This is a genomic window from Streptomyces sp. NPDC002144, assembly GCF_053593695.1.
On the sequence record NZ_JBSFDB010000025.1, the window covers coordinates 46,749 to 65,668 of the forward strand.

The following is an 18,920-nucleotide window of genomic DNA, read 5'->3' on the forward strand; positions in this document are numbered from 1 at the left end:
CCTCAGGGCCACGCACGACGGATTCAGAGCGAACCGACCTCCGCGGTGTCGCGGCCCACGAGGCTCTGGCCGTAGATCTCCCGGTTCAGCAGGGGGTTGTTGAGGCCGTGGCCGCTGGCGACGGTCAGGTCCCGCCAAACGCGCTGGAGCGGGTTGGACTGGGCGAAGCTGCTCGTGCCGACGATGTCGAGCAGGAGCGTGACGGCCTGGCGGAAGTTGCGGGTCGCGATCTCGGAGTCGCCGCGGATGCGGGCCCGGGCCGCCGTGTCGAGGACCCGGCCCTCGCGGGCGGCGTCGTCCATCTCGTCGGCGGACCGGAGCAGGTGCATCCTTCCGGCATCGATCGCGACCCGCGCGTCGGCAAGGGCGAGTCGGTAGCTGGGGGCGTCCCGGCGGTCGGTGTAGGCCCAGTAGCTGATAGGCCGGCCCTTGCCGATGTTCTCCATGGTGAAGTCCCAGGCGGCCTCGGCCATGCCCAGCAGCGGGCCGCACAGGCCGAGGCAGGCGAGAGAGTTGAGCGACGCCCGGTAGCTGGTCTCGTCTTCGTGCCAGACCGGGAAGACAGTCGTGCCCATGAACGTCTCCAGGTTCAGGGTGCACCGGTCCTCGACGAAGAGGTCCTCTGCCACGAGGGTGTTGCTGCCGGTCCCCGCCATCCCGACGACGTACCACGTGTCCTCGATCCGCATGTCGGCCAGCGGCATCAGGGCCCACCGCACCTCCGTGGGCCGGCCCTCCGCGTCGAGGACCAGGAACGCGTTCAGCGTCCACTGGGCCTGGTAGCAGCCGGAGGCGAAGCCCCACTTGCCGTTGATGCGGTAGCCACCGTCGACCTTCTCGGCGGTCCCGCCGGGGGCGAACTGGCTGATCGCGACGTTGCGGGGGTCCGGGCCGTACACCAGTTCCCGTACGTCGTCGGAGAAGAGGCCCATGCCGAACGCGGTGGTGTTGGCTATGAAGGCGACCCAGCCCGCGGAGGAGTCTCCCCGCGAGAGCTCGGCGGACAGTTCGATGAGGGTGCGGACGTCTCCCCCGGCCCCGCCCGACCGGCGCGGTGTCAGGGCCTGGAACAGTCCGGACTCGCGCAGGGCCCGCTCCGTCTCCCCGGCGAGACGGCGGTTGCGCTCGCTTTCATCGGCGTGCTCGCGCAGGAGCGGTCGCAGGTCGCGGGCGGTCCCCAGAAGGCGTTCGCGTACTTCGCTCTGCGTCTGCTGTCCGAACGTCGTGACGCCATCGAGAGTCGTCATGAGGCCTCCTTGCCCAGCCGGCTCACCTGGCGAAGCGGCGGCCGGTCGTGTCGTCCTGCCACCGATTGAAGTCCGCGTGCGAGGCCCCTCCCTATGGCTGGGCGGCCAACCTTTCGACACCGATTGCGCCCCGGGTCCAAAACGGCGGCACGTCGGCCCATTCACGGCTCGCGCGACGCGAACGAGGGGCCGATCAGCCCGAATCCCCGGTGGTCGACGTGGCCCGACGGCAGGGAGGCGCGCGGGATTCGTGAACGGTGCCCGTCAGTGAGCGGTGTCCTGCAGATCCGGCAACAGCTCGGCCAGGCGCAGTGCCGCGTGCAGTTCGAGCTGCGAGTCCCTGACGGAGCGGCCGAGAAGCTCCTCGGCCCGCTTGACCCGGTAGATGACCGTGTTCTTCGCGACCTGCAGCTTCTTGGCGGCCTCCTGGGGACTGCCGTGGCAGTCGAGGTAGGCGCGCACGGTCTGGCGGAGAACGGAACCCGCGCTCCCTCCCAGGGCGCCGAGCTCGTCCCGCACGAAGCGCGCGGCCTTGTCAGGGTCCGCGATCAGCAGCGAGAGCAGTCGGACCTCGTCGTACCGGACGACACCCGCGTACTCCTTCGAGCTCCCCCTGAAGGCCCCGACCCGCGTCGCATCGAGAGCCTCCTTGTGGGTGGCGCGGAAGCCTTCGACCCCTCGGTGCGGGCATGCGACGCCGACCATGACGTCGGACCCGTCAGGCAGCAGCGGCTCTGCCCGCGGTGGACGCGCCCGGAAGGCTCCCCACGCCCATGCCTCCGTCCGGTCAACCGGCACCACCAGCTGCGCGTTCGCACCGATGCCGCGCAGCAGGGACCGGGCCACGTGCTCCAGGTCGTCCGCCGTGTGCCTCGGCAAGGTCGCGGAATGCAGCACCAGCCCGAGGTGATACGAGTTCGCCAGCGGGTAGGCCAGCTGTCGGGAGGCCGCGTCGGCAGAACCCTCTCCCGCCAGGAGCGCCAGGACCGTCTCGTACCTCGCAGCGGCGGTGCTCTTCATGAACCGCTCGTTCTCAGCGCCGTACATCTCGGCGGTGATGGTGGCGAACGCGTCCGCGAACTCGAAGAGCACACGAGAGACGTGTTCCAGCGATGCGGCGAGATCGGGGATCGGTACCAGGGCACGACAGCCGCCCATGAAGTGGTCGGCCAGCTGTGAGTGGATCCTGCGCTGATGGCTGAGGATCAGCTCTAGAGGTACCCGGCGGCGGACCAGGTCCACGAGCTGCGCGCCCGCCTCAGCCGGGATGTTGGCCGGTGGGTGGCCGTCGGCCTCGATGGCGACGAGCGTCGCAATGATGATCGACTCGATACTGGAGCGCAGGACCTGGGAGCCTCGCGGGCCGCCACGGAGCGGTTCCGGGAACGCGCCACGCCCGACGATGTCGGCGGCGACCCCCAGCGCCCACGCGACCGGTTGATCACCGACCTGGTCGATCGCACGGCGCATCGTCTCCGGAGTGCACGCGGGCTCCCCCGGTTCCACGGCCGGGTGCAGCCGTCTCACCCACGCGCCGAGGTCCTCGCCCAACCCCGCCTCCCGTCCCGGCCCCCTACGACGAGCCCGCGCCAGTCCGCGCGATTCTGCTCGCCGGATCCCGGATGAATATGAACATTGGACCACCTCGAGGGTCCGGGTGCAGCAGCCGAAGCACGGTGATCGTGTACAACACCTCCGCCGACACTTGCGGCGGGGCCGCTCCGCGGCCGGCGGCCAGGCCTGAGTTCCGGGAGCCGGCGCCGGTGAGCCGCTGGTCCGCGTCCGCCGCCGCACGCCCTCCGATTGCGTGGGCCTCACGGGTCGGGCCGGTCCCAGCCGGGTGACGTGACCCGGCTGTCTGTTGCCCGGGCGAACTCCGACCCGGCCGGACGCATCGCTCCGGCTGGAACATCGAGGGGCGGGTCAGTGGATGTGCGCGCCGCCGTTGACATCGTACGTCGTACGTCGTACCGGTGAGATAGCCCGACAAGGTCGGCCAGTCGGCGCCGTCCTCGACACCGTCCACGGTTCGGCGAGCCGGGTGCGACGGAGGATCGGACCCTTACGACGTCGACGGCCGGGGCGAGCTGCCGGGAAGTCAGGATCGTGCCGCGCGTCGCGCGGGAGGCGGCAGATGGGGGTCACCACGCCCCGACCCTCACGCATTTGGGGTGTGCCCGCGAACCGTGTCGCGGAAGGTGATCGGGGTCTGTCCGGTGCGTTGGTGGAAGTACTTGCTGAAGTGGGTCGCGCTGGAGAAGCCGAGTCGGTCGGCGATTCGGGCGGCCGTCTGATCGCTGTGCGCCAGCAGGCGCTTGGCTTCGAGGACGACACGGCGGTCGATGAACTCCTTGGCGCCGATTCCGGCGGAGGCGAGGGTGGCGCGGGAGAGGGTGCGGGCCGAGTAGCCCAGCGCGTCGGCGTAGTCCTCGACGCGGCGGGTGTGGGCGAAGTCCCTTTCCACCGCGTCGCGGAAGCGCAGGTAGGTGGCGTCGGGTTCGGGGGCTGGGCTGCCGACGGGGACGGTGAGGTGGGCCAGGCGCAGGACGAGGACGGCCAGCAGGTGGCGCAGGGCCGCAGTGTGGAGCTCCAGGGGCAGGTCTCCGAGCGCGTGGAACTCGGCGGTCAGGTGGTCGACGGCCAGGCGCAGGGCCCTGGAGTCGTCGGACAGGGGTCGGCGCAGGATCGGCGCGTGCGGGTCTTCCACGCGGGCTCCGGCGCTGGTGGCCGGATCGAGGAAGTCCTGGCGGAACAGAATCGCCGTTCCCTCCGCATCAGTGAGGTCGCCCCACTGCTGCACCTGGCCGGGGCGAACCCACAGCCATGAACCGGCTTCGAGGAAGTAGGGGGTGAAGTCGACCGTGTGCCCCAGGGTTCCTCCGGCGAGCGTGATCAGGTGATGGAAGTCCGGGCGCTGAGGGACCGTGAGCCGCTCGCCCGGTACGCGGTGGCACAGGTCGGCGAGGGACAGCACCTCGACACCGGCGGGGGTGCCGATGGGCGGAGCGAAGGAGACTGTCGGGATTCCCCCGACGGCGTCATGTCGGATTCTGACCATCATCAGTCGTCAGCGTATCCCCTTCTGCCTGTTCCCCGGGCATAGATTCTCATTGCTGGCACACCCCACATCCTACTCAGTGTCAGAAAACGGTAAGCCGACGGAGTCGGTCAACGCATCCGTCGACACCTGTCCCGTGAGGAGATCCATCATGAGCGACACCAAGAACACCGTCCTCGCCGCAGCCGGTGAGCTGTTCGGCCAGAAGGACCCGGGCGCCGTTGACCGTTGGGTCGCTGCCGGTTACACACAGCACAGCGCGCTGGCCGCCGACGGCCCCGAGGCCCTGCGTCAGCTTGTCTCCGGCCTGCCGGACGGCTTCCGGTACGAGGGTGCCCGGGTCATCGCCGACGGCGACCTGGTCGCCCTGCACGGGACGTATCACGGCTTCGGCCCGGAGCCGCTGGTCGCCTTCGACATCTTCCGCGTCGATGCCGACGGAAAGCTCGCCGAGCACTGGGACGCCCTGACCCCTCTGGTACCGCAGACGGCGTCGGGCCGCTCGCAGACCGACGGCCCCTCCCAGGTCACCGCACCCGAGGAGACCGCGGCCAGCCGCGCCCTGGTCGCCGAGTTCGCGCAGAAGGTCCTGGTCGGCGCCGACTACTCGGTGCTCACCGACTACATCTCCACAGAGACCTACCATCAGCACAACCCGGAGGCCGCCGACGGCCTCGACGGCTTCGGCGCCGCAGCCGCGAAGTGGGCGGAACAGGGGAAGAACCTCGTCTACAAGACCGTCCACAAGGTCATCGCCGAGGGCGAGTTCGTGCTGCTCCAGTCCGAGGGGGAGTTCGGCGTCCCGGTGGCGTACTACGACCTCTTCCGGGTCCAGAGCGGCAAGATCGTCGAGCACTGGGACGTCATCGCCCCGATCCCGGCCCAACTGCCCCACGACAACGGCCTGTTCTGAGGCCCACCGCACCGGCGACGCAAGACGCGCCGAGTGGCCTGACACACGCCGACGTGGCGCACGACCTGTTCGTGCCCGGCTGAGTCGAAGCCCCCGGCATGCGTCCATCGCCCATCACATGACGCTGGACACGCCGCCGTGCTCCTGCCCGCCCCCGGGTGAGGGCGCGGCGACGTGCGCCCGCCCGGAGGTTCACCGTGTACGCCACCCCGCTGCCGCTCGCCGCCTACAGGGGCGCCATTTCTCTCGACGGGCCATTCCGGTCGGACGTCGGTCCCGCACCCGGGGATCGGCATGCCGATCTGGTCCGCGAGGCACTCGGCCTGCTGGGCCACGATCCGGTGGCCGTGAGGGCCGGATGGCGCCCCGGTGCAGCTGAGCGGCTCGACGACATGGCCTCCCGGCAACTCCTGCGCGCCGTGCTGACAGTCCGGGAACCGGGCCCGCTGCCCACCCGGACCGCCCGGGTACTCGACGCGCTGCTCGCCGGCGAACGTCTGGCGCGCGACACCGTCGACGCGTCCTCCCTGCCCACACTCCGCGACACGCTTCCCCACAGCACCTACCGGGCCGCCGGCCGGACGGCACTGTGGCGGGGAGACATCACCACACTCGGCGCTGACGCCATAGTGAACGCCGCCAACAGCGCCCTGCTCGGCTGTTTCACCCCGATGCACCCGTGCGTCGACAACGCCGTCCACGCCGCCGCCGGTCCCCGCCTGCGTACCGACTGTCACACCGTCATGTCCCTGCAAGCCCACCCGGAGCCAACCGGCACGGCCAAGATCACCCGGGGCTACCACCTGCCCGCCCGCTACGTCCTGCACACCGTCGGCCCCATCGTCGACGGTCCCGTACTCCCGCTCCACGAGCGGGCACTGGCGTCCGCGTACCGTGCGTGCCTCGACCTCGCCGTGGAGGTGGACGCCATACGCTGCGTCGCGTTCTGCGGCATCAGCACCGGCGTCTTCGGCTACCCCCGGAAACCGGCCGCCCGCATCGCCCTGAACACCGTGGCCGACTGGCTCGACGCGCACCCGGAACGGTTCGACCGCGTGATCTTCAACGTGTACACGGATCACGACCTCGCTGCCTACCACGAAGCCCTGCCCGAAGGACCCAGTCCCCGATGAACGACCTCACCTTCGAGTTGGCCGCCACCGCCGACACGATTCGCACCTGGCTCACCGAGGCCGACCGTGTCCTGATCACCGCCGGGGCCGGGCTCAGCGCCGCCGCCGGATACGACTACGGAGACGAGGACCGCTTCAAGGAGCTCTTCCCCGCCCTGCACCGCCTGGGCCTGCGCTCCCGCTATCTTCGTCGGCGTCCCTCTGCCGCCCGCCCTGCTGTGGGGTTACTGGGCCGTCCACATCAATGACATCCGCTACTCCTCGGGCCCCCATCCGCTCTACCGGCGTCTGCGCTCCCTCGTCGGCGACAAGGACCACTGGGTGATGACGTCCAACGTGGATGCCCTCTTCGCCCGGGGCGGCTTCACCCCCGACCGGATCTTCACACCGCAGGGCGACTACGGCCGATACCAGTGCGCCACTCCCTGCACCTCCACCACCTGGGACAGCCGCTCCCTCGTCGCGCGGCTCCTGGCCGCATACGACCCGGACACCGGTGCCATAACGGACCCGAGCGCCCTCCCCCGCTGCCCGAACTGCGGCCGGGATGTCGAGATCAACGTCCGTGTCGGGCCCGAGTTCGTCGACACTCCCTACCTTCCGGCGGGCCGTCGCCTCCAGCACTGGCTGGGAACAGCGCCCGTCGACACCCGCCTGGTCGTCCTGGAACTCGGCGCCGGGTTCAACACGCCTGGCGTGATCCGATGGCCCGGCGAACAACTGACCCGGCACTTCCCCAACGCACGCCTCGTACGCGTCAATCCGACCCATCCCGAAACCCCGGCGGACCTCGACGGCCGGACTCTGCCCGTCCCTGTGGGGGCCGAACGACTGCTCGACGCACTCGCCTTGCCGCACCCGACCGCCGAGCCCACCCAGGCACCTTCACCCGGGTGAGCCGAGCCGTCAGCAGGTCAGGTCCGCCTTGGAGATGCGGCCGTGGACGCCCTTGACGATGTCGACCACCTGGGAGACGTGGAAGTCCGCGGCCGCGCTGAGGTAGGCCAGGCCGACGGGTCCGGGGATGCCGAACCGCTCGGTGAGCAGGGTGAGTGCGTCACGTACGGCGTTGCGCAGGGCCTCGTCGAGGTCGTGGTCGAGGCCGAGGACGATGTGCTCGGTCGCGGTCTCCGCGAAGGGGGCGCGCAGCCGGGCGGCCAGGGAGCGGGTGGCCTCGTCGCGGTGGACGGTGAGGCGGAGGGTGGCGCGCAACGGGGCTTCGAAGGCGGTGAGGGAGACTTCGCCGTCGCCTTGGGAGAAGTGGGGGTCGCCGACGTAGAAGAGGGCGTCGGGGACCTGGACGGGCAGGAAGAGCCGGGCGCCGGTGCCGAGGTGGCGGACGTCGATGTTCCCGCCGTGCGGGCCGGGTGGAACGGAGTGGACCGGGGATTCTGTGGCCGGGGCCACCCCCATGATCCCAAGGAACGGGCGTAGCGGGAAGGCGAGTTGGCGGCCGTGGCCGACGGGCAGCCGTCCCCGGCCGTCCGGTCCGACGGTCGCGACCAGGCTTGACGGCTCGCCCGGGGGTGTGAGCGGGTACTCGCCCGGGAGGGCTCCCTTGCCGTGCCGGTTGCTGATCACGCCGTAGGGCGCGCGGCGGTGCAGGGTCAGGATCTCGACCTCCAGGACGTCGCCCGGTCGCGCGCCCTGGACCGCCACGGGTCCGGTGACGACGTGCGGGCCGTGCAGTGAAGGCTCGTGCTCGCGTGCGGAGGCGGCCAGTTCCACGGCGTCGTGCAGCAGACCGTCCTTGGGGATGCCGGCCTGGCCGAAGAAGGCGGCCGGGTCGCGGCCCTGGTCCTCCAGGATGCCCTCGTGGCTGATGGTGTCGAAGGTGACGGTCTCGCCCGTGCGCACGGTCAGCGCCGGTTTGGCGGTGGCGTTGGGCAGCAGGCCCCAGTGCACCCGGGAGGGATCGGCGGGCAGGTAGTGGTCACCGTCGAGGGGGCCCAGCCCGGGCTGGAGGAGGTTCACTTCAGGGCCTCCTGGAGGGCGTGTGAGGTGAGGGTGAAGCCGAAGCACTGGCGGACGTTGTAGAGCGTGGCGTCCATGCAGTACGCGGGCGAGGTGGTGGCCACCGCGTCCTCGAGCAGGAGGACGTCGTAGCCCAGGTTCGCGGCGTCCATGAGCGTGGACAGGACGCACTGGTCGGCGTTGACGCCGGCGAACAGCAGGGTGTCGACCCGCAGGTTGCGCAGCACGCTGTCCAGTTCGGTGTCCTGGAAGCCGCTCATCCGGTACTTGGCGACGTGGAGGTCGCTGTCCGCCGGCTCGAGCCCTTCGACGATCGCGGCCGAGGGGCTGCCCTGCTCCAGGACCCGGCCGCCCGGCAGCGGGGCCCCGATGCCGCCCCCAGTGCCGTCGGGGTCGTAGACGTGCAGGACGCCGGGCGGGAGGTTGGCCCGGTCGGGGCGGTTGCCCCAGTTGAGCCAGATCACGGGGACGTCGGCGGCGCGCAGGAGCGGCAGCAGGCCGGCGATGAAGGGGATCGGGGCGCGGGCCGGGGTCACGTCGACGCCGATGGAGGCGAGCCAGCCGTCCGGTGAGCAGAAGTCGTTCTGCATGTCGACGACGATCAGCGCGGTGGCCGCGAGGTCGGTGGTCACGCTCTGCGGGAGCGCCTCGACGGTGACCGGATGCGGGGCGCGGTGGGGGCGGGCCAGGGTGACCACTGGCCCGTCCACGCGCCAGGCGTTGCGGGAGTTGGGTCCGATGAGACGGTGGACCTCAGGCATGCGCGGGGCTCCTCCATTCGGTGACGAAGTCCAGCAGGGCACGGTCGGTGCCGCGGGCGCCCAGCGCGCACAGCCCCACGGGCAGGGAGCGCACCCGCAGCAGCGGGGCGACGACCGCCGGGAGACCGGCCAGTGAGGCGAGGCAGGTCAGGCGCAGGGTGGCGGCACGCACGGCCTCCACCTCGGCGGGCGGTGCGTCGGCGAGCGGGGCGGGGCCGCTCGTGGCGGGCAGCAACAGGGTGGTACCGGGCGGGATGACGGCGTCCAGCAGCTTCCGCGCGTCCGTCAACTCCTGTTCCGCCTGGGCGCGTTGGGCCGAGGCGATCCGGCGCCCGTTGTCGAAGCGCGCCGCCACGTCCGGCGCGAGCGCACCCGGGTGCGCGGTGATCCAGGCACCGTGTCCCTCCCACGCCTCCGCCGCCTGCACGGTCCGGAAGGCGGCGAACCAGCCCTCCAAGTGCTCGGAGATCCCGGTGGACGCACGGGTCACCGGCAGGGCCGACGCACGGCATGCCGCCTCGAACGAGGACCGCACCTCGGGTTCGGCGAGGGCCACCAGGTCGTCGTCGACCAGGAGTTGGGTCACTGGTGTGGAGGGCTCGTCGGTGGTCAGCAGCGCCTGGGCCGCGGTGCGCAGGAGGTGCGGATCGCGGGCCAGGAGGCCGGCGGTGTCGAAGGAGGGCGCAAGCGCCAGCAGGCCGCTGGTGGGTGTGGCCGCGTGCGTGGGCCGCCAGCCGTACAGGCCGCAGTAGGAGGCGGGGACGCGGATCGAGCCGGCGGTGTCGGTGGCCAGCCCCAGGTCGGCCCAGCCGCGGGCCACGGCGGCGGCCGGGCCGCTGCTGGAGCCGCCGGTGATCCGGCCGGGGGCGGCGGGGTTCACGGGGGTGCCGTAGTGCGCGTTGGTCCCGGCGAGGCTGAAGGCCAGTTCGTCTGTCTGGGCGATGCCGGTGAGTTCGGCGCCCGCGTCGAGCAGGCGTCGTACCGCGTCCGAGTGCGCCTCTTCGGTGCGGGATTCGGCCAGCCAGGCCGGGTTTCCCGCACCGATGCGCTGTCCCGCCACGGCGAACAGGTCCTTCACAGCGGTGCGGACGTGTGCCAGCGGGCCCTGGCCGCTCGACTCGACCAGGGGACCGGCCACACGCCACACCGCCGGATCGGGGCGGTCGTCCGGCCGGGGTGCGGCTGCGGCGCTGACGTGCGCGGCGGCGATCCGCCACCCGGCGTCGGTGTGCTGCCACACCTGGGTCTGCAGCCCGCGCGTGCCGTCCTGCCGCCGGGTCTCGGCGGTGACGACCGCGACCCGCGGCGCCGGGCGCACGACGTGCACCCGCTCGACCACTCGTGCCGGGGCCCCGCCCCGCCCGCGCCGGAAGTCGGCGATCGCGGCGTGGCCCACCAGGACGGTGTCCCCTTCGGCGCGCAGGGTGTCCGGCGCGTCGAGGAACCAGCGGTCCAGGCCCGCCAGGTCGTTGGCCATCAGGGCCCGTTCGTACGCCCAGAAGGCGGCGAGAAGATCATCCATGTCACGATGTTCCCGCGCGCAGCACGGCGAGGTCCTGCTCATCCAGCGTGGCGGCGGGTCCGCTTTCGATGAGGTCGGCGAAGCCCTCGTCGGGGGACATGACCGTGACCGTGTAGAGGCGTTCGGTTGCGGACGTGTTGACGATGCGGTGCTTGGAGCCGGCGGGCAGCACCAGGACGTCGCCCGGAGCAAGGTCGCGCTCGTGCTCGTCGCTGGCGGCACGGCCATGGCCGGCGAGGACCAGGAACGTCTCGACCGACTCCGGGTGCCAGTTGAGGGGCTGGGCGCCACCGGGTTCCCACACCTCGAAGACGACCGTGGTGGGCGAGCCGTCCCGGGGGCCGGTGAGGACGGCGAGCTTGACGGTGTCGCCCGCGGTGATGTGGTGGGCGGTGATGTCGCGCAGGGGGGTGTGCAGCGGGGCGTTGGCCATGGGGGGTCCCTAGCGGGTGGTCGGGCGGTCGGGGCGGAAGCGCGCGCATTCGCGCAGGGCGGCGGCGGCCGCGGCGACGGAGGAGTCCACGAGTTTGCGGCCGAGTTCGGGCGTGGCCCCGGTGGGGTCGCCGATCACCCCGTCGGGGGTGGCGAAGTCGTCGCTGGTCCAGCCGAAGGAGACCGGCTTGCCGAAGCCGATGTGCTCGTACTCGGTGAGGTGTTCGGGGACGCTGCGGCGGGCCCGCGTCATGTCGACCAGGTCGGGGTGGAGGTGGAGCATGGCGGCGGTCTCCTTGATGCCGCCGTGCACGCCCATGCCGAGTTCGCCCGCCGGGGAGGTGCCGCCCTGGTCGGCGGGGAGCGAGGCGTGCAGCAGGAAGGTGCGCAGACCGTGCCGGGTGCGCAGTTCGCGCAGGGCGACGCCGAGCAGGGCGCTGTTGCCGCCGTGGGCGTTGAGGAAGGCGAGACGGCGGACGGGGCCTGCGGCCAGCGAGCGGCCGATGTCGTCGAGGACGGACAGCAGGGTGCGGGCGGTGAGCCACAACGTGCCCGCGGACCAGGCGTGTTCGTCGGACTTGGTGTAGGCGAGTCCGGGCAGCAGGGTGATGTCGCAGCTCTCCCCCGCGAGCCGTGCGGCGCCGTCGGCGACGGCCTCGGCCATGTAGTAGTCGGTGGCCACGGGCAGATGGGGGCCGTGCTGTTCGATCGCGCCGACCGGCAGCACCGCGACGGTGTCCTCTCCGAAGTCCGCGATCTCCGGCCCGCTCAGGTCGATGAACCTGGTGAAGGTCATGCGCTCTCCTCCGAACCGGCGGGAATCTTGCCGGGGTTGAGCAGGCCGAGCGGATCAGCGGTACGGGCTGTGTCCCGGACGAGGTCGAGGCGGCGGTCGACGTACCAGTTGTGCGGGCTGTGCACGCCGACGCCCAGGTCATTCAGGGCGGCGATGCCGTCGTAGACGCTCGTCTCGTCCTGGTAGCGGGCCATGAGCATGCCGACCGTGCCGGAACGCATGCCCTCCAGGTGGAGCACGGTGTCGGGGAAGACCTGCTTGATCTCAGTGGTGTCACCGAGCAGGACGTCGCCGGCGATCTCCAGGTGGAACCAGCCGTCCTCGGCCTTCATCAGGTGGTAGGTGGGGTGGTTGAAGGACATGGAGCTGATCAGGGCGGGGCCGTCCGGTGCGGGCCGGACCTCGCGGACCATCCCGCCGTGCGACGTGACGATCGCCCGTGCCGCGTCGACGGCGTCCTCCTGGATGATCGCGCGCAGGCTCAGCGCCGCGGGGTCGAAGGCGGGGTCGGGCTGGTAGACCCGCACGAGCCGGGCCTCGTCCAGCGACGCCAGACGCGGCGCCGGCTCGAGGTGTACGAGTGCGGAGAGCGCGGCGGTGGCGGAGTGCCAGTCGGTGAAGGCGGCGAACAACCCCGTCCAGGTGCGGGCCGGTTGAAGGCGCACGGTGGCGGTGGTGATGATGCCGGTGGTGCCGTAGGCGTGGATGTAGGGCAGGGTGTCCGCGTCACGGACCGTGAAGGGGGTGGCGTCGGCCGTGCAGGGCGCGACGGTCAACTCGGTGACGAAACCGTCGCTGTTGGTCTTGTGGACCAGGGAGCCGGTGCCGCCGCTGCCGCCGGAGAGGAAGCCGCCGAGCGTGGTGCCGAAGGTGGAGGGGAACATCCACAGCTCCTGGCTGAGCGTGCGGGCGTGGGCCTCCAGGTCGGACATCTTCGCCCCGGCCTCGGCGCGGATCCAGCCGTCGCCCGCGTCGAGGATCCGGCCGCAGCCGGTGAGGTCGAGCACGGCCCCGTCGGACAGCGGGATCGCCTGGCCGTAGTTGCCGGTGCCCTTGCCGCGGGGGGTGAGGGGGATGCGGTGGCGGTGGGCCAGGGCGAGGAGGCCGGGGATCTGCTCGTGCGCGGTGGGGCGCAGGACGACCTCGGCGTGGCCCGCGGGGAGTTTGGCCGAGAGGATGGGTGACATGTGGGCCCAGTCGCAGGAGGCCTTCTCCCGTGCGTCCCGGTCACGGATCACCCCGTCGGCGCCGAGGAGTTCAGCCGCCTCCGCGCAGAACTCCTCGATACCGGGCGTTGCCTGACGCTGCGTCGGATCGGGGGTGGCTGCCGCGCCTTCGCCGGCGACGAGTTCGGTGAGTGCGGTCAGGTTCGCGGTCGTCATCACTTCAGTCCGATCGAGGGGTCGATGAACTCGTCGGTCGCCAGATCGCGGGCCGTCAGCCCCGGCTTGACCTTGGCGCCGCTCTGCTGGACGAGGGGCGTGAAGGTCTTCAGGGCGGAGGCGACGCGCTTCATGTCGAAGCTGCCGAGGCTGCCGTCGGCCTCGTTGCCGAGGATGCCCAGCTTGACCATCTGCTTCGCGGCGAAGGTGCCGGTGCCCTCGGAGTAGACCCAGCCGGTGTTGTACTGCTGGACCAGATCGCTGATGAGCTTGACGGTCGCCGAGGGCTTGGCCGCGAAATCGGCCGCGGACTGCTGCAGGATGGGGACGAGCTTCTTCAGGCAGGGGCTGAGCGACGTCAGCTCGCCGCTGCGCACGGACAGCGACTCGGGGTAGACGTTGAAGCCGACGTCCGAGAGCAGCTGGTACTTGATCGGCTTCTTCCAGGCCGCCACCTCGTGCTGGTAGATGTACGGCTCGGCGGTGGCGAAGCCCTGCTGCGCGATGCCGGGGCTGGCGACGAAGCGGGCGGGTGCGCCGTCGTAACTCCCGTCCAGCTGGCTCTTCTTGATCAGGCCCTTGGAGACCAGCAGCGCGGCGTAGGTGCTGCCGTTGACGTAGACGACCTTCTCGTTCGACTTGCCGATGTCGGCGATCGTCTTCCAGTCGGGGTGGGTGGCCGGGTCCCACATCAGGACCTGCGGGCTCTTCTTCATCAGTGCCGCGACGGCCGTGACCGGCTGCTTGGCGGACGCCGAGATGGCCACGTCGGTGGTGACCGTGCCGAGGGTGATGCTCTTGTCGACGTACATCTGCGAGGGGACGCTCTGGTAGCCGATGGCGGAGCCGCCGGCCCGGATCTGGATGTCGACACCGGTGTCCTTGCCGCCGATGACCAGCGGTCCGGTGACCCGCTTCTTGTCGCTGTCGACGCTGTAGCCGGGGCCGACGAGATTGTAGAGCGGGCCGTGTTCGGCCTCGGGCTCCCAGTCGACCTGGACGACGACCGTCTTGGGGCAGACGCCGGCCAGGCGCTGGGCGGCGGGGGCGGCCTGGATCTTGGTGGCGGAGCCGGTCGCGGCCGTGGAACCGCCGCCGCAGGCGGTGGCGGATACCAGGATGATTGCGGAGGAAACGCCCGCGACGGCGACGCGTCTGGTGGATGTGGGCATGGCTGAGCTCCCTGAGGGACGGGACGGGGAAGGAGAGCGGGGGGGTTACGGCCGGTCGGCCGAGGCGTGCCAGGAGCCGACGGCGAGCCGGGCGACCAGAGTGAAGAGGGCGAAGACCGCCACGCCGAACAGCGAGGCGAGGATGATCGCGGCGAACAGGTCCTCGGACTGCAGCCGGGAGCGGTAGACGTCGAGCAGGGTGCCGATGCCGGGCTCGCCCTGCTTGAAGAACATGTCCCCGACGATCGCGCCGATCACGGAAAGACCTGAGGAGGTGCGCAGACCGGTGAAGATCGACGGGAGCGCGGCCGGCAGTTCCAGCTTGCGCAGGCGGGAGAAGCGGTTCGCGCGCTGGAGGGTGAACAGGTCGTGGTGGGTGCGGTCGACCGACTGGATGCCGAACAGGGTGTTGGCGATCATCGGGAAGAGGGCGATCAGGACGCAGACGACCACCCGGCTGGTGAAGCCGAAGCCGAACCAGAGGCCGATCAGCGGCACGATCGCGAGGATCGGCACGGTCTGCAGGATCACCGCGTACGGATACAGCGAGCGTTCCAGCCAGCGCGCCCTGCTCATCAGCACCGCCACCGTCACGCCCAGCGCGGAGGCGATGAGCAGGCCGACGAGCGCGACCTGGGCGGTGAGCCACAGCGCCTGGAGCATCGGCTGCAGATGGGTCCAGTCGAGGAACGAGACGGTGAGGACCTGGTCGGGCGGCGGGACGAGGAAGCGTCGGGCGGGGCTGAGCAGCAGATAGGTCACGGCGTACCAGACCCCGATGGCCGCACCCAGGGATCCCAGCGGGGTGAGCACCGCGGCGGGCCGGATCCGGCGGCGCCGGGCGGTCGTCGTCGGCTCGGCCTTCGACGGCGGGTCCGTCACGGGAACGGCCACGTCGGCACGGGTGGTGATGTCGGCGCTCACTGGGATCCTCCTCGCAGAGCCGCCGAGACCTCGCCGGCGATCCGGCCGAACTCGGGGTCGTAGCGCAGCTCGGCCGGGCGGGGGTGGGGGAAGGGGACGTCGAAGGAGGCGGTGACGCGGCCGGGGCGGGCCGACATCACCACGACCCGGCTCGCCAGGAAGACGGCCTCGGTCACCGAGTGGGTGATGAACAGGGCGGCGAAGCCGGTCTCGGCGTAGATGCGCTGGAGTTCCTCCTGCATGCGCAGGCGGGTCATCTCGTCGAGGGCGCCGAAGGGTTCGTCGAGGAGGAAGAGGGAGGGCCGGGTCATCAGGGCGCGGGCCAGGGACACGCGCATCCGCATGCCGCCGGACAGCTGCCTGGGCAGCTGCTTCTCGAAGCCCTCCAGCCCTACCAGCCGCAGGGCTTCCAGGGCTCGTTCACGGCGTTCGGCCTTTGCCGTCCCGGCGAGTTCGGCGGGGAGTTCGACGTTGGCCAGGACGGTGCGCCAGGGCAGCAGGGTCGGGTCCTGGAAGACGTAGCCGACGGAGTCGACAGGGGCGTGGACCGCGCCTCCGGTGGCGGTGTCCAGGCCGGAGGCGAGGCGGAGCAGGGTGGACTTGCCGCAGCCCGAGGGGCCGACGACGGCGACGAACTCACCGGGCGCGACGCGCAGTTCGACGCCGGTGAGGGCGGTGGTCCCGTTGGTGAAGTGCTTGTCGACGCCCTCGAATCGCAGCGTCGCGTCGAGCGTCTTCTCGGCGGTGGTCGGCACATCAGCTCCCTTCAGTGCCACAGTCAGGAATGTTGATAGCATGAACATTGATTGTTTCCGGCCAGTGTCCTGGCCGTATCTGTTCGCCTCGCGATCCGGGGCGTGGGTTGGGAACCAGGGCGTTCGTTGCGATCCAGGCCGTTCGTCGAGTCCCGGTCAGAAGAGCTCGCGGTGCACCGACGTACGGCTGACCAGCCGTCCGCCGGCGAAGACGAGCCGGTCGGGGCAGGACGCGCCGAGGACCTCCGACACGGAGTCCGCCCGCACTGCCAGAAGATCGGCCACGGCACCTTCGTACGGCCCCGCGGCAGGCAGCCCGAGCACCGCGCGGGCACCCGCCGTGACCGCGTGCAGTGCTTCGTCCGGCGAGAGGTGACCGGCCGTGACCAGCAGGGACGCGGTCTCCAGGGGGTCGGCCCGGCCCACCGGGTTGAAGGGGTCCCGGATGTTGTCGCCCCCGGCCGCGACCTGGACGCCCGCGTCCAGCAGTGCCCGAAGGGCGGTCAGCCCGCGCGGTGTACCGGACGGGTGTCCGCGGCCCTGGAGGTAGAGGTTCGTCAGCGGCAGTGCGACCACACCGATCCCCGCCGCCGCGACCTCCTTGGCCGTGCGCATCGCCTCGTCCGGTTCCACCATGCCGAGACTCACGCAGTGGCTCGCGGTGACACCGGCGGCCAGGCCGCGCTCCCGCACGCTCCGGGCGAGCAGGCGCAGGTCTCCCGCGTCCGGGTCGAGGGTCTCGTCGGCGTGCAGGTCGACGCCGACGTGGTGTTCGGCGGCGATGCGCAGGGTGCGTTCCAGCGACGCGGCGGGGTCGGCGGACAGGTGCGGGCAGTCACCCAGCAGGTCCGCGCCGAGGTCGAGGGCCTCGTGCAGCAACTCCTCCGGAGCGTCGACGTGGAGCACGGCGATCTGCAGCCGTACGCGTCCCCGCAGCCGCTTCCGCAGCCGGAGCAGGGCCCGCAGCCCGCGCAGCGGATCGCCGCCCGCGGTCAGGAGGTCCACATGGGACCTCACCGCCGTCACCCCGTTCGCGCACAGATCGTCGACCGTCTTCGCGGCGCGCCGGAAGACGTCCTCCTCGGTGACGCGCAGGGTGTGGGCGCGCCAGGCCTCGACGGCGGCGAGCAGGTCTCCGGCCGGTGCGCCCACGCGGTCCCAGGTCAGGGCCTTGTCCAGGTGGGCGTGCGGTTCGGCGCCCGCGGTCATGAGCAGGTAGCCGGTCAGGTCCAGTTCGTCCGAAACGGACGGCAGCAGACCGGTCGGCGCCACCCGGGCCACGAGCCCGCTGTCCGGGTCGAGCAGGACGTCACGGACGTCTCCGCCCGGCAGCCGTGCGCCGCGCAACAGCAGTGGTGGCATGTCATTGGTCCGTTCCGTGCGGCGCGGTGAGCACCGCGAACCCGTCGAAGTCATGCCGTCGTACGGCGGCGCCGAACATGTCGGTCGAGGCGTACGGGCGGGTTGTGCCGTCCCGTACGGCCGCGAAGGCGTCGGCGACCCGGCCCACGAAGTCCGCCGACTCCCGATGCCGCAGGTTGTGGCCGAGCAGGGCGGTGGTGACGGGCAGTTCGGCGAGACGGCGCGTGGAGCCGGCGAAGGCGCGCACGTCGGCGCCGGGCACGTGGGCGAAGAAGGTTCCGCTGATGAGGGTGTCACCGGCCAGCAGCAGCCCGGTGGCCGGCTCCCACAGGCAGATGCCGTCCGGTGAGTGCCCGGGGGTGTGCAGGACGTTCAGGCTCCGACCGCCCAGGTCCAGTACGTCCCCTTCGCGCAGCAGCCGGGTGGGTCGTACGGCCTCGATCCGCCAGTCCGCCAGGTCGGGGACCGGCCGCACCTCGACGCGGGAGTCGGTCAGGAAGAACCCGCCGGCGTCCACGGCGTGGAACTCCTCGTACCGTTTGCGGAGGTCGTGCGCGATGTGCGCGTACGTCTCCAGCCACTCGTGCGGGGCCGGAGCCGTGTGCAGCGCGGCTCCGTCGGCGTGTACGGCGATGTCCGCGACGTGTGCGGCCAGGGAGGCGTTGCCGCCGCGGTGGTCGAAGTGGTGGTGGGAGTTGACGACGAGGAGTGGCAGCCGGGTCAGGCGCCGGACCTGCTCGCCGATGTCGGCGATGCCCATGCCCGTGTCGTAGAGGAGGGCCAGTTCGTCGCCGAGCAGGAGGTAGCTGTTGACGTGGCCGGGCTCGGCGATGACGAAGGCTCCCGGACCTGTCTCGGCGACCTGGAACCAGCCCAGGCGGCTCACGCGGCACCGAGCACGTGGTACCGGCGGTCGTGGTGCACGAGCGCGGTCGGTCCGCCCGTACCGGTCACCACGTCGTCGACGGCCGCGACGATCAGATGGTGGTCGCCGGCCCGAAGGTCGCGTACGACGCTGCACAGCACCGTGTACGAGCTGTGCGCGAGCAGCATCGGCAGCCCGCTCCCCTCCTCGGCCGACCACTCAAGATCCGCGAACCGGTCCACGGTGCGGTCGGCGAAGCGCCGGGAGACGTGTTCGCCGCCGGAGTGCAGGATGTTCAGGGCGAACCTGCGGCCGTCGAGCAACGCGGGCAGTGAACGCACGCCGCTGCCGACGCCGATGGCGAGCAGTTGCGGTTGCCGGCTCAGACTCATGACGGCGGTGCTCGTGAAGCCGACCGGACGCCCCTCCCCCGTCAGAGCGGTGACGACACAGACGCCTCCGGCCAGGGCCGCCATGGCGTCGAGGAAGGCGGAGTCGGGCGGGGAGACGACGGAACGGTCGGGTAGGGCCGCGGCCATGAGGGCTCCCTGGAAGCGAGGAATGTTCGTACCATCAACATTGAGGGTAGGACCCTCGTGTTTCACCGGCGTAAAACCCTCCGCC

The 18,920-nt window shown here is 71.2% G+C and carries 19 protein-coding genes; 4 read left to right on the forward strand and 15 right to left on the reverse strand.

Translation table 11 applies throughout. The annotated features are described in order from the left end of the window. Nucleotides 1-23: 23 nt before the first annotated feature. The 3 genes from ACWCQ1_RS32050 to ACWCQ1_RS32060 all read right to left on the reverse strand — a co-directional run bounded on the left by ACWCQ1_RS32050 (nt 24) and on the right by ACWCQ1_RS32060 (nt 4,305). A complete protein-coding gene (locus ACWCQ1_RS32050) occupies nt 24-1,247 on the reverse strand; it encodes an acyl-CoA dehydrogenase family protein (RefSeq protein WP_358604669.1) in 1,224 nt (407 codons plus the stop codon). 264 nt (nt 1,248-1,511) lie between these two features. After that, entirely contained in the window at nt 1,512-2,717 is a 1,206-nt protein-coding gene (locus ACWCQ1_RS32055; RefSeq protein ID WP_451027953.1) for a PucR family transcriptional regulator, read from the reverse strand. A gap of 688 nt (nt 2,718-3,405) precedes the next feature. Continuing rightward, a complete protein-coding gene (locus ACWCQ1_RS32060) occupies nt 3,406-4,305 on the reverse strand; it encodes a helix-turn-helix transcriptional regulator (protein WP_451028004.1) in 900 nt (299 codons plus the stop codon). A gap of 151 nt (nt 4,306-4,456) precedes the next feature. On the opposite strand from ACWCQ1_RS32060, the gene ACWCQ1_RS32065 reads away from it, so the two are divergent. The 4 genes from ACWCQ1_RS32065 to ACWCQ1_RS32080 all read left to right on the forward strand — a co-directional run bounded on the left by ACWCQ1_RS32065 (nt 4,457) and on the right by ACWCQ1_RS32080 (nt 7,248). Further along, nucleotides 4,457-5,218, forward strand: a complete 762-nt coding sequence (locus ACWCQ1_RS32065; RefSeq protein WP_358604663.1) for a nuclear transport factor 2 family protein — start codon at nt 4,457-4,459, stop codon at nt 5,216-5,218. 197 nt (nt 5,219-5,415) lie between these two features. Beyond that, complete coding sequence (locus ACWCQ1_RS32070; protein WP_451027954.1) at nt 5,416-6,351, forward strand: protein-ADP-ribose hydrolase; 936 nt, start codon at nt 5,416-5,418, stop codon at nt 6,349-6,351. Next, nucleotides 6,348-6,599 carry a hypothetical protein gene (locus ACWCQ1_RS32075; RefSeq protein WP_451027955.1) on the forward strand — a complete coding sequence of 84 codons (252 nt, stop codon included), beginning with the start codon at nt 6,348-6,350 and terminating at the stop codon, nt 6,597-6,599. Before ACWCQ1_RS32070 ends, ACWCQ1_RS32075 begins: the two co-directional genes overlap by 4 nt. A 76-nt stretch (nt 6,600-6,675) precedes the next feature. Then, a complete protein-coding gene (locus ACWCQ1_RS32080; protein WP_451027956.1) occupies nt 6,676-7,248 on the forward strand; it encodes a hypothetical protein in 573 nt (190 codons plus the stop codon). 9 nt (nt 7,249-7,257) lie between these two features. Here the strand turns inward: ACWCQ1_RS32080 and ACWCQ1_RS32085 are convergent, their stop codons facing one another. From ACWCQ1_RS32085 to ACWCQ1_RS32140, 12 genes are all read right to left on the reverse strand, one after another. Further along, nucleotides 7,258-8,325, reverse strand: a complete 1,068-nt coding sequence (locus ACWCQ1_RS32085) for an acetamidase/formamidase family protein (RefSeq protein WP_358604654.1) — start codon at nt 8,323-8,325, stop codon at nt 7,258-7,260. Continuing rightward, nucleotides 8,322-9,086 (reverse strand): cysteine hydrolase family protein, encoded by a 765-nt coding sequence (locus ACWCQ1_RS32090; RefSeq protein ID WP_358604651.1) that lies wholly within the window; start codon nt 9,084-9,086, stop codon nt 8,322-8,324. The genes ACWCQ1_RS32085 and ACWCQ1_RS32090 overlap by 4 nt, the downstream gene beginning before the upstream one ends. Further along, nucleotides 9,079-10,608, reverse strand: coding sequence for an amidase (locus ACWCQ1_RS32095; RefSeq protein ID WP_358604648.1), 1,530 nt, complete (start codon nt 10,606-10,608; stop codon nt 9,079-9,081). Before ACWCQ1_RS32095 ends, ACWCQ1_RS32090 begins: the two co-directional genes overlap by 8 nt. Before the next feature lies 1 nt (nt 10,609). After that, the gene (locus ACWCQ1_RS32100) at nt 10,610-11,041 is read right to left on the reverse strand and encodes a cupin domain-containing protein (protein ID WP_358604645.1); all 432 of its coding nucleotides are present in this window, start codon (nt 11,039-11,041) and stop codon (nt 10,610-10,612) included. Between the two features lie 9 nt (nt 11,042-11,050). Continuing rightward, nucleotides 11,051-11,836 carry a creatininase family protein gene (locus ACWCQ1_RS32105; protein WP_358604642.1) on the reverse strand — a complete coding sequence of 262 codons (786 nt, stop codon included), beginning with the start codon at nt 11,834-11,836 and terminating at the stop codon, nt 11,051-11,053. Continuing rightward, complete coding sequence (locus ACWCQ1_RS32110) at nt 11,833-13,218, reverse strand: FAD-binding oxidoreductase (protein WP_451027957.1); 1,386 nt, start codon at nt 13,216-13,218, stop codon at nt 11,833-11,835. The genes ACWCQ1_RS32105 and ACWCQ1_RS32110 overlap by 4 nt, the downstream gene beginning before the upstream one ends. Next, a complete protein-coding gene (locus ACWCQ1_RS32115) occupies nt 13,218-14,390 on the reverse strand; it encodes a hypothetical protein (RefSeq protein ID WP_451027958.1) in 1,173 nt (390 codons plus the stop codon). Before ACWCQ1_RS32115 ends, ACWCQ1_RS32110 begins: the two co-directional genes overlap by 1 nt. Before the next feature lie 45 nt (nt 14,391-14,435). Beyond that, on the reverse strand, nt 14,436-15,314 hold the full coding sequence (locus ACWCQ1_RS32120) for an ABC transporter permease (protein ID WP_358604633.1): 879 nt from the start codon (nt 15,312-15,314) through the stop codon (nt 14,436-14,438). Then, nucleotides 15,311-16,069 carry an ABC transporter ATP-binding protein gene (locus tag ACWCQ1_RS32125; protein WP_358604630.1) on the reverse strand — a complete coding sequence of 253 codons (759 nt, stop codon included), beginning with the start codon at nt 16,067-16,069 and terminating at the stop codon, nt 15,311-15,313. Before ACWCQ1_RS32125 ends, ACWCQ1_RS32120 begins: the two co-directional genes overlap by 4 nt. A 156-nt stretch (nt 16,070-16,225) precedes the next feature. Beyond that, nucleotides 16,226-17,431 carry an amidohydrolase family protein gene (locus ACWCQ1_RS32130; protein ID WP_451027959.1) on the reverse strand — a complete coding sequence of 402 codons (1,206 nt, stop codon included), beginning with the start codon at nt 17,429-17,431 and terminating at the stop codon, nt 16,226-16,228. A gap of 1 nt (nt 17,432) precedes the next feature. Beyond that, nucleotides 17,433-18,317: an MBL fold metallo-hydrolase gene (locus ACWCQ1_RS32135; protein WP_451027960.1), complete on the reverse strand. Its 885-nt coding sequence runs from the start codon at nt 18,315-18,317 to the stop codon at nt 17,433-17,435. Further along, nucleotides 18,314-18,835 (reverse strand): flavin reductase family protein, encoded by a 522-nt coding sequence (locus tag ACWCQ1_RS32140; RefSeq protein ID WP_451027961.1) that lies wholly within the window; start codon nt 18,833-18,835, stop codon nt 18,314-18,316. The genes ACWCQ1_RS32135 and ACWCQ1_RS32140 overlap by 4 nt, the downstream gene beginning before the upstream one ends. Between the last annotated feature and the right edge of the window lie 85 nt (nt 18,836-18,920).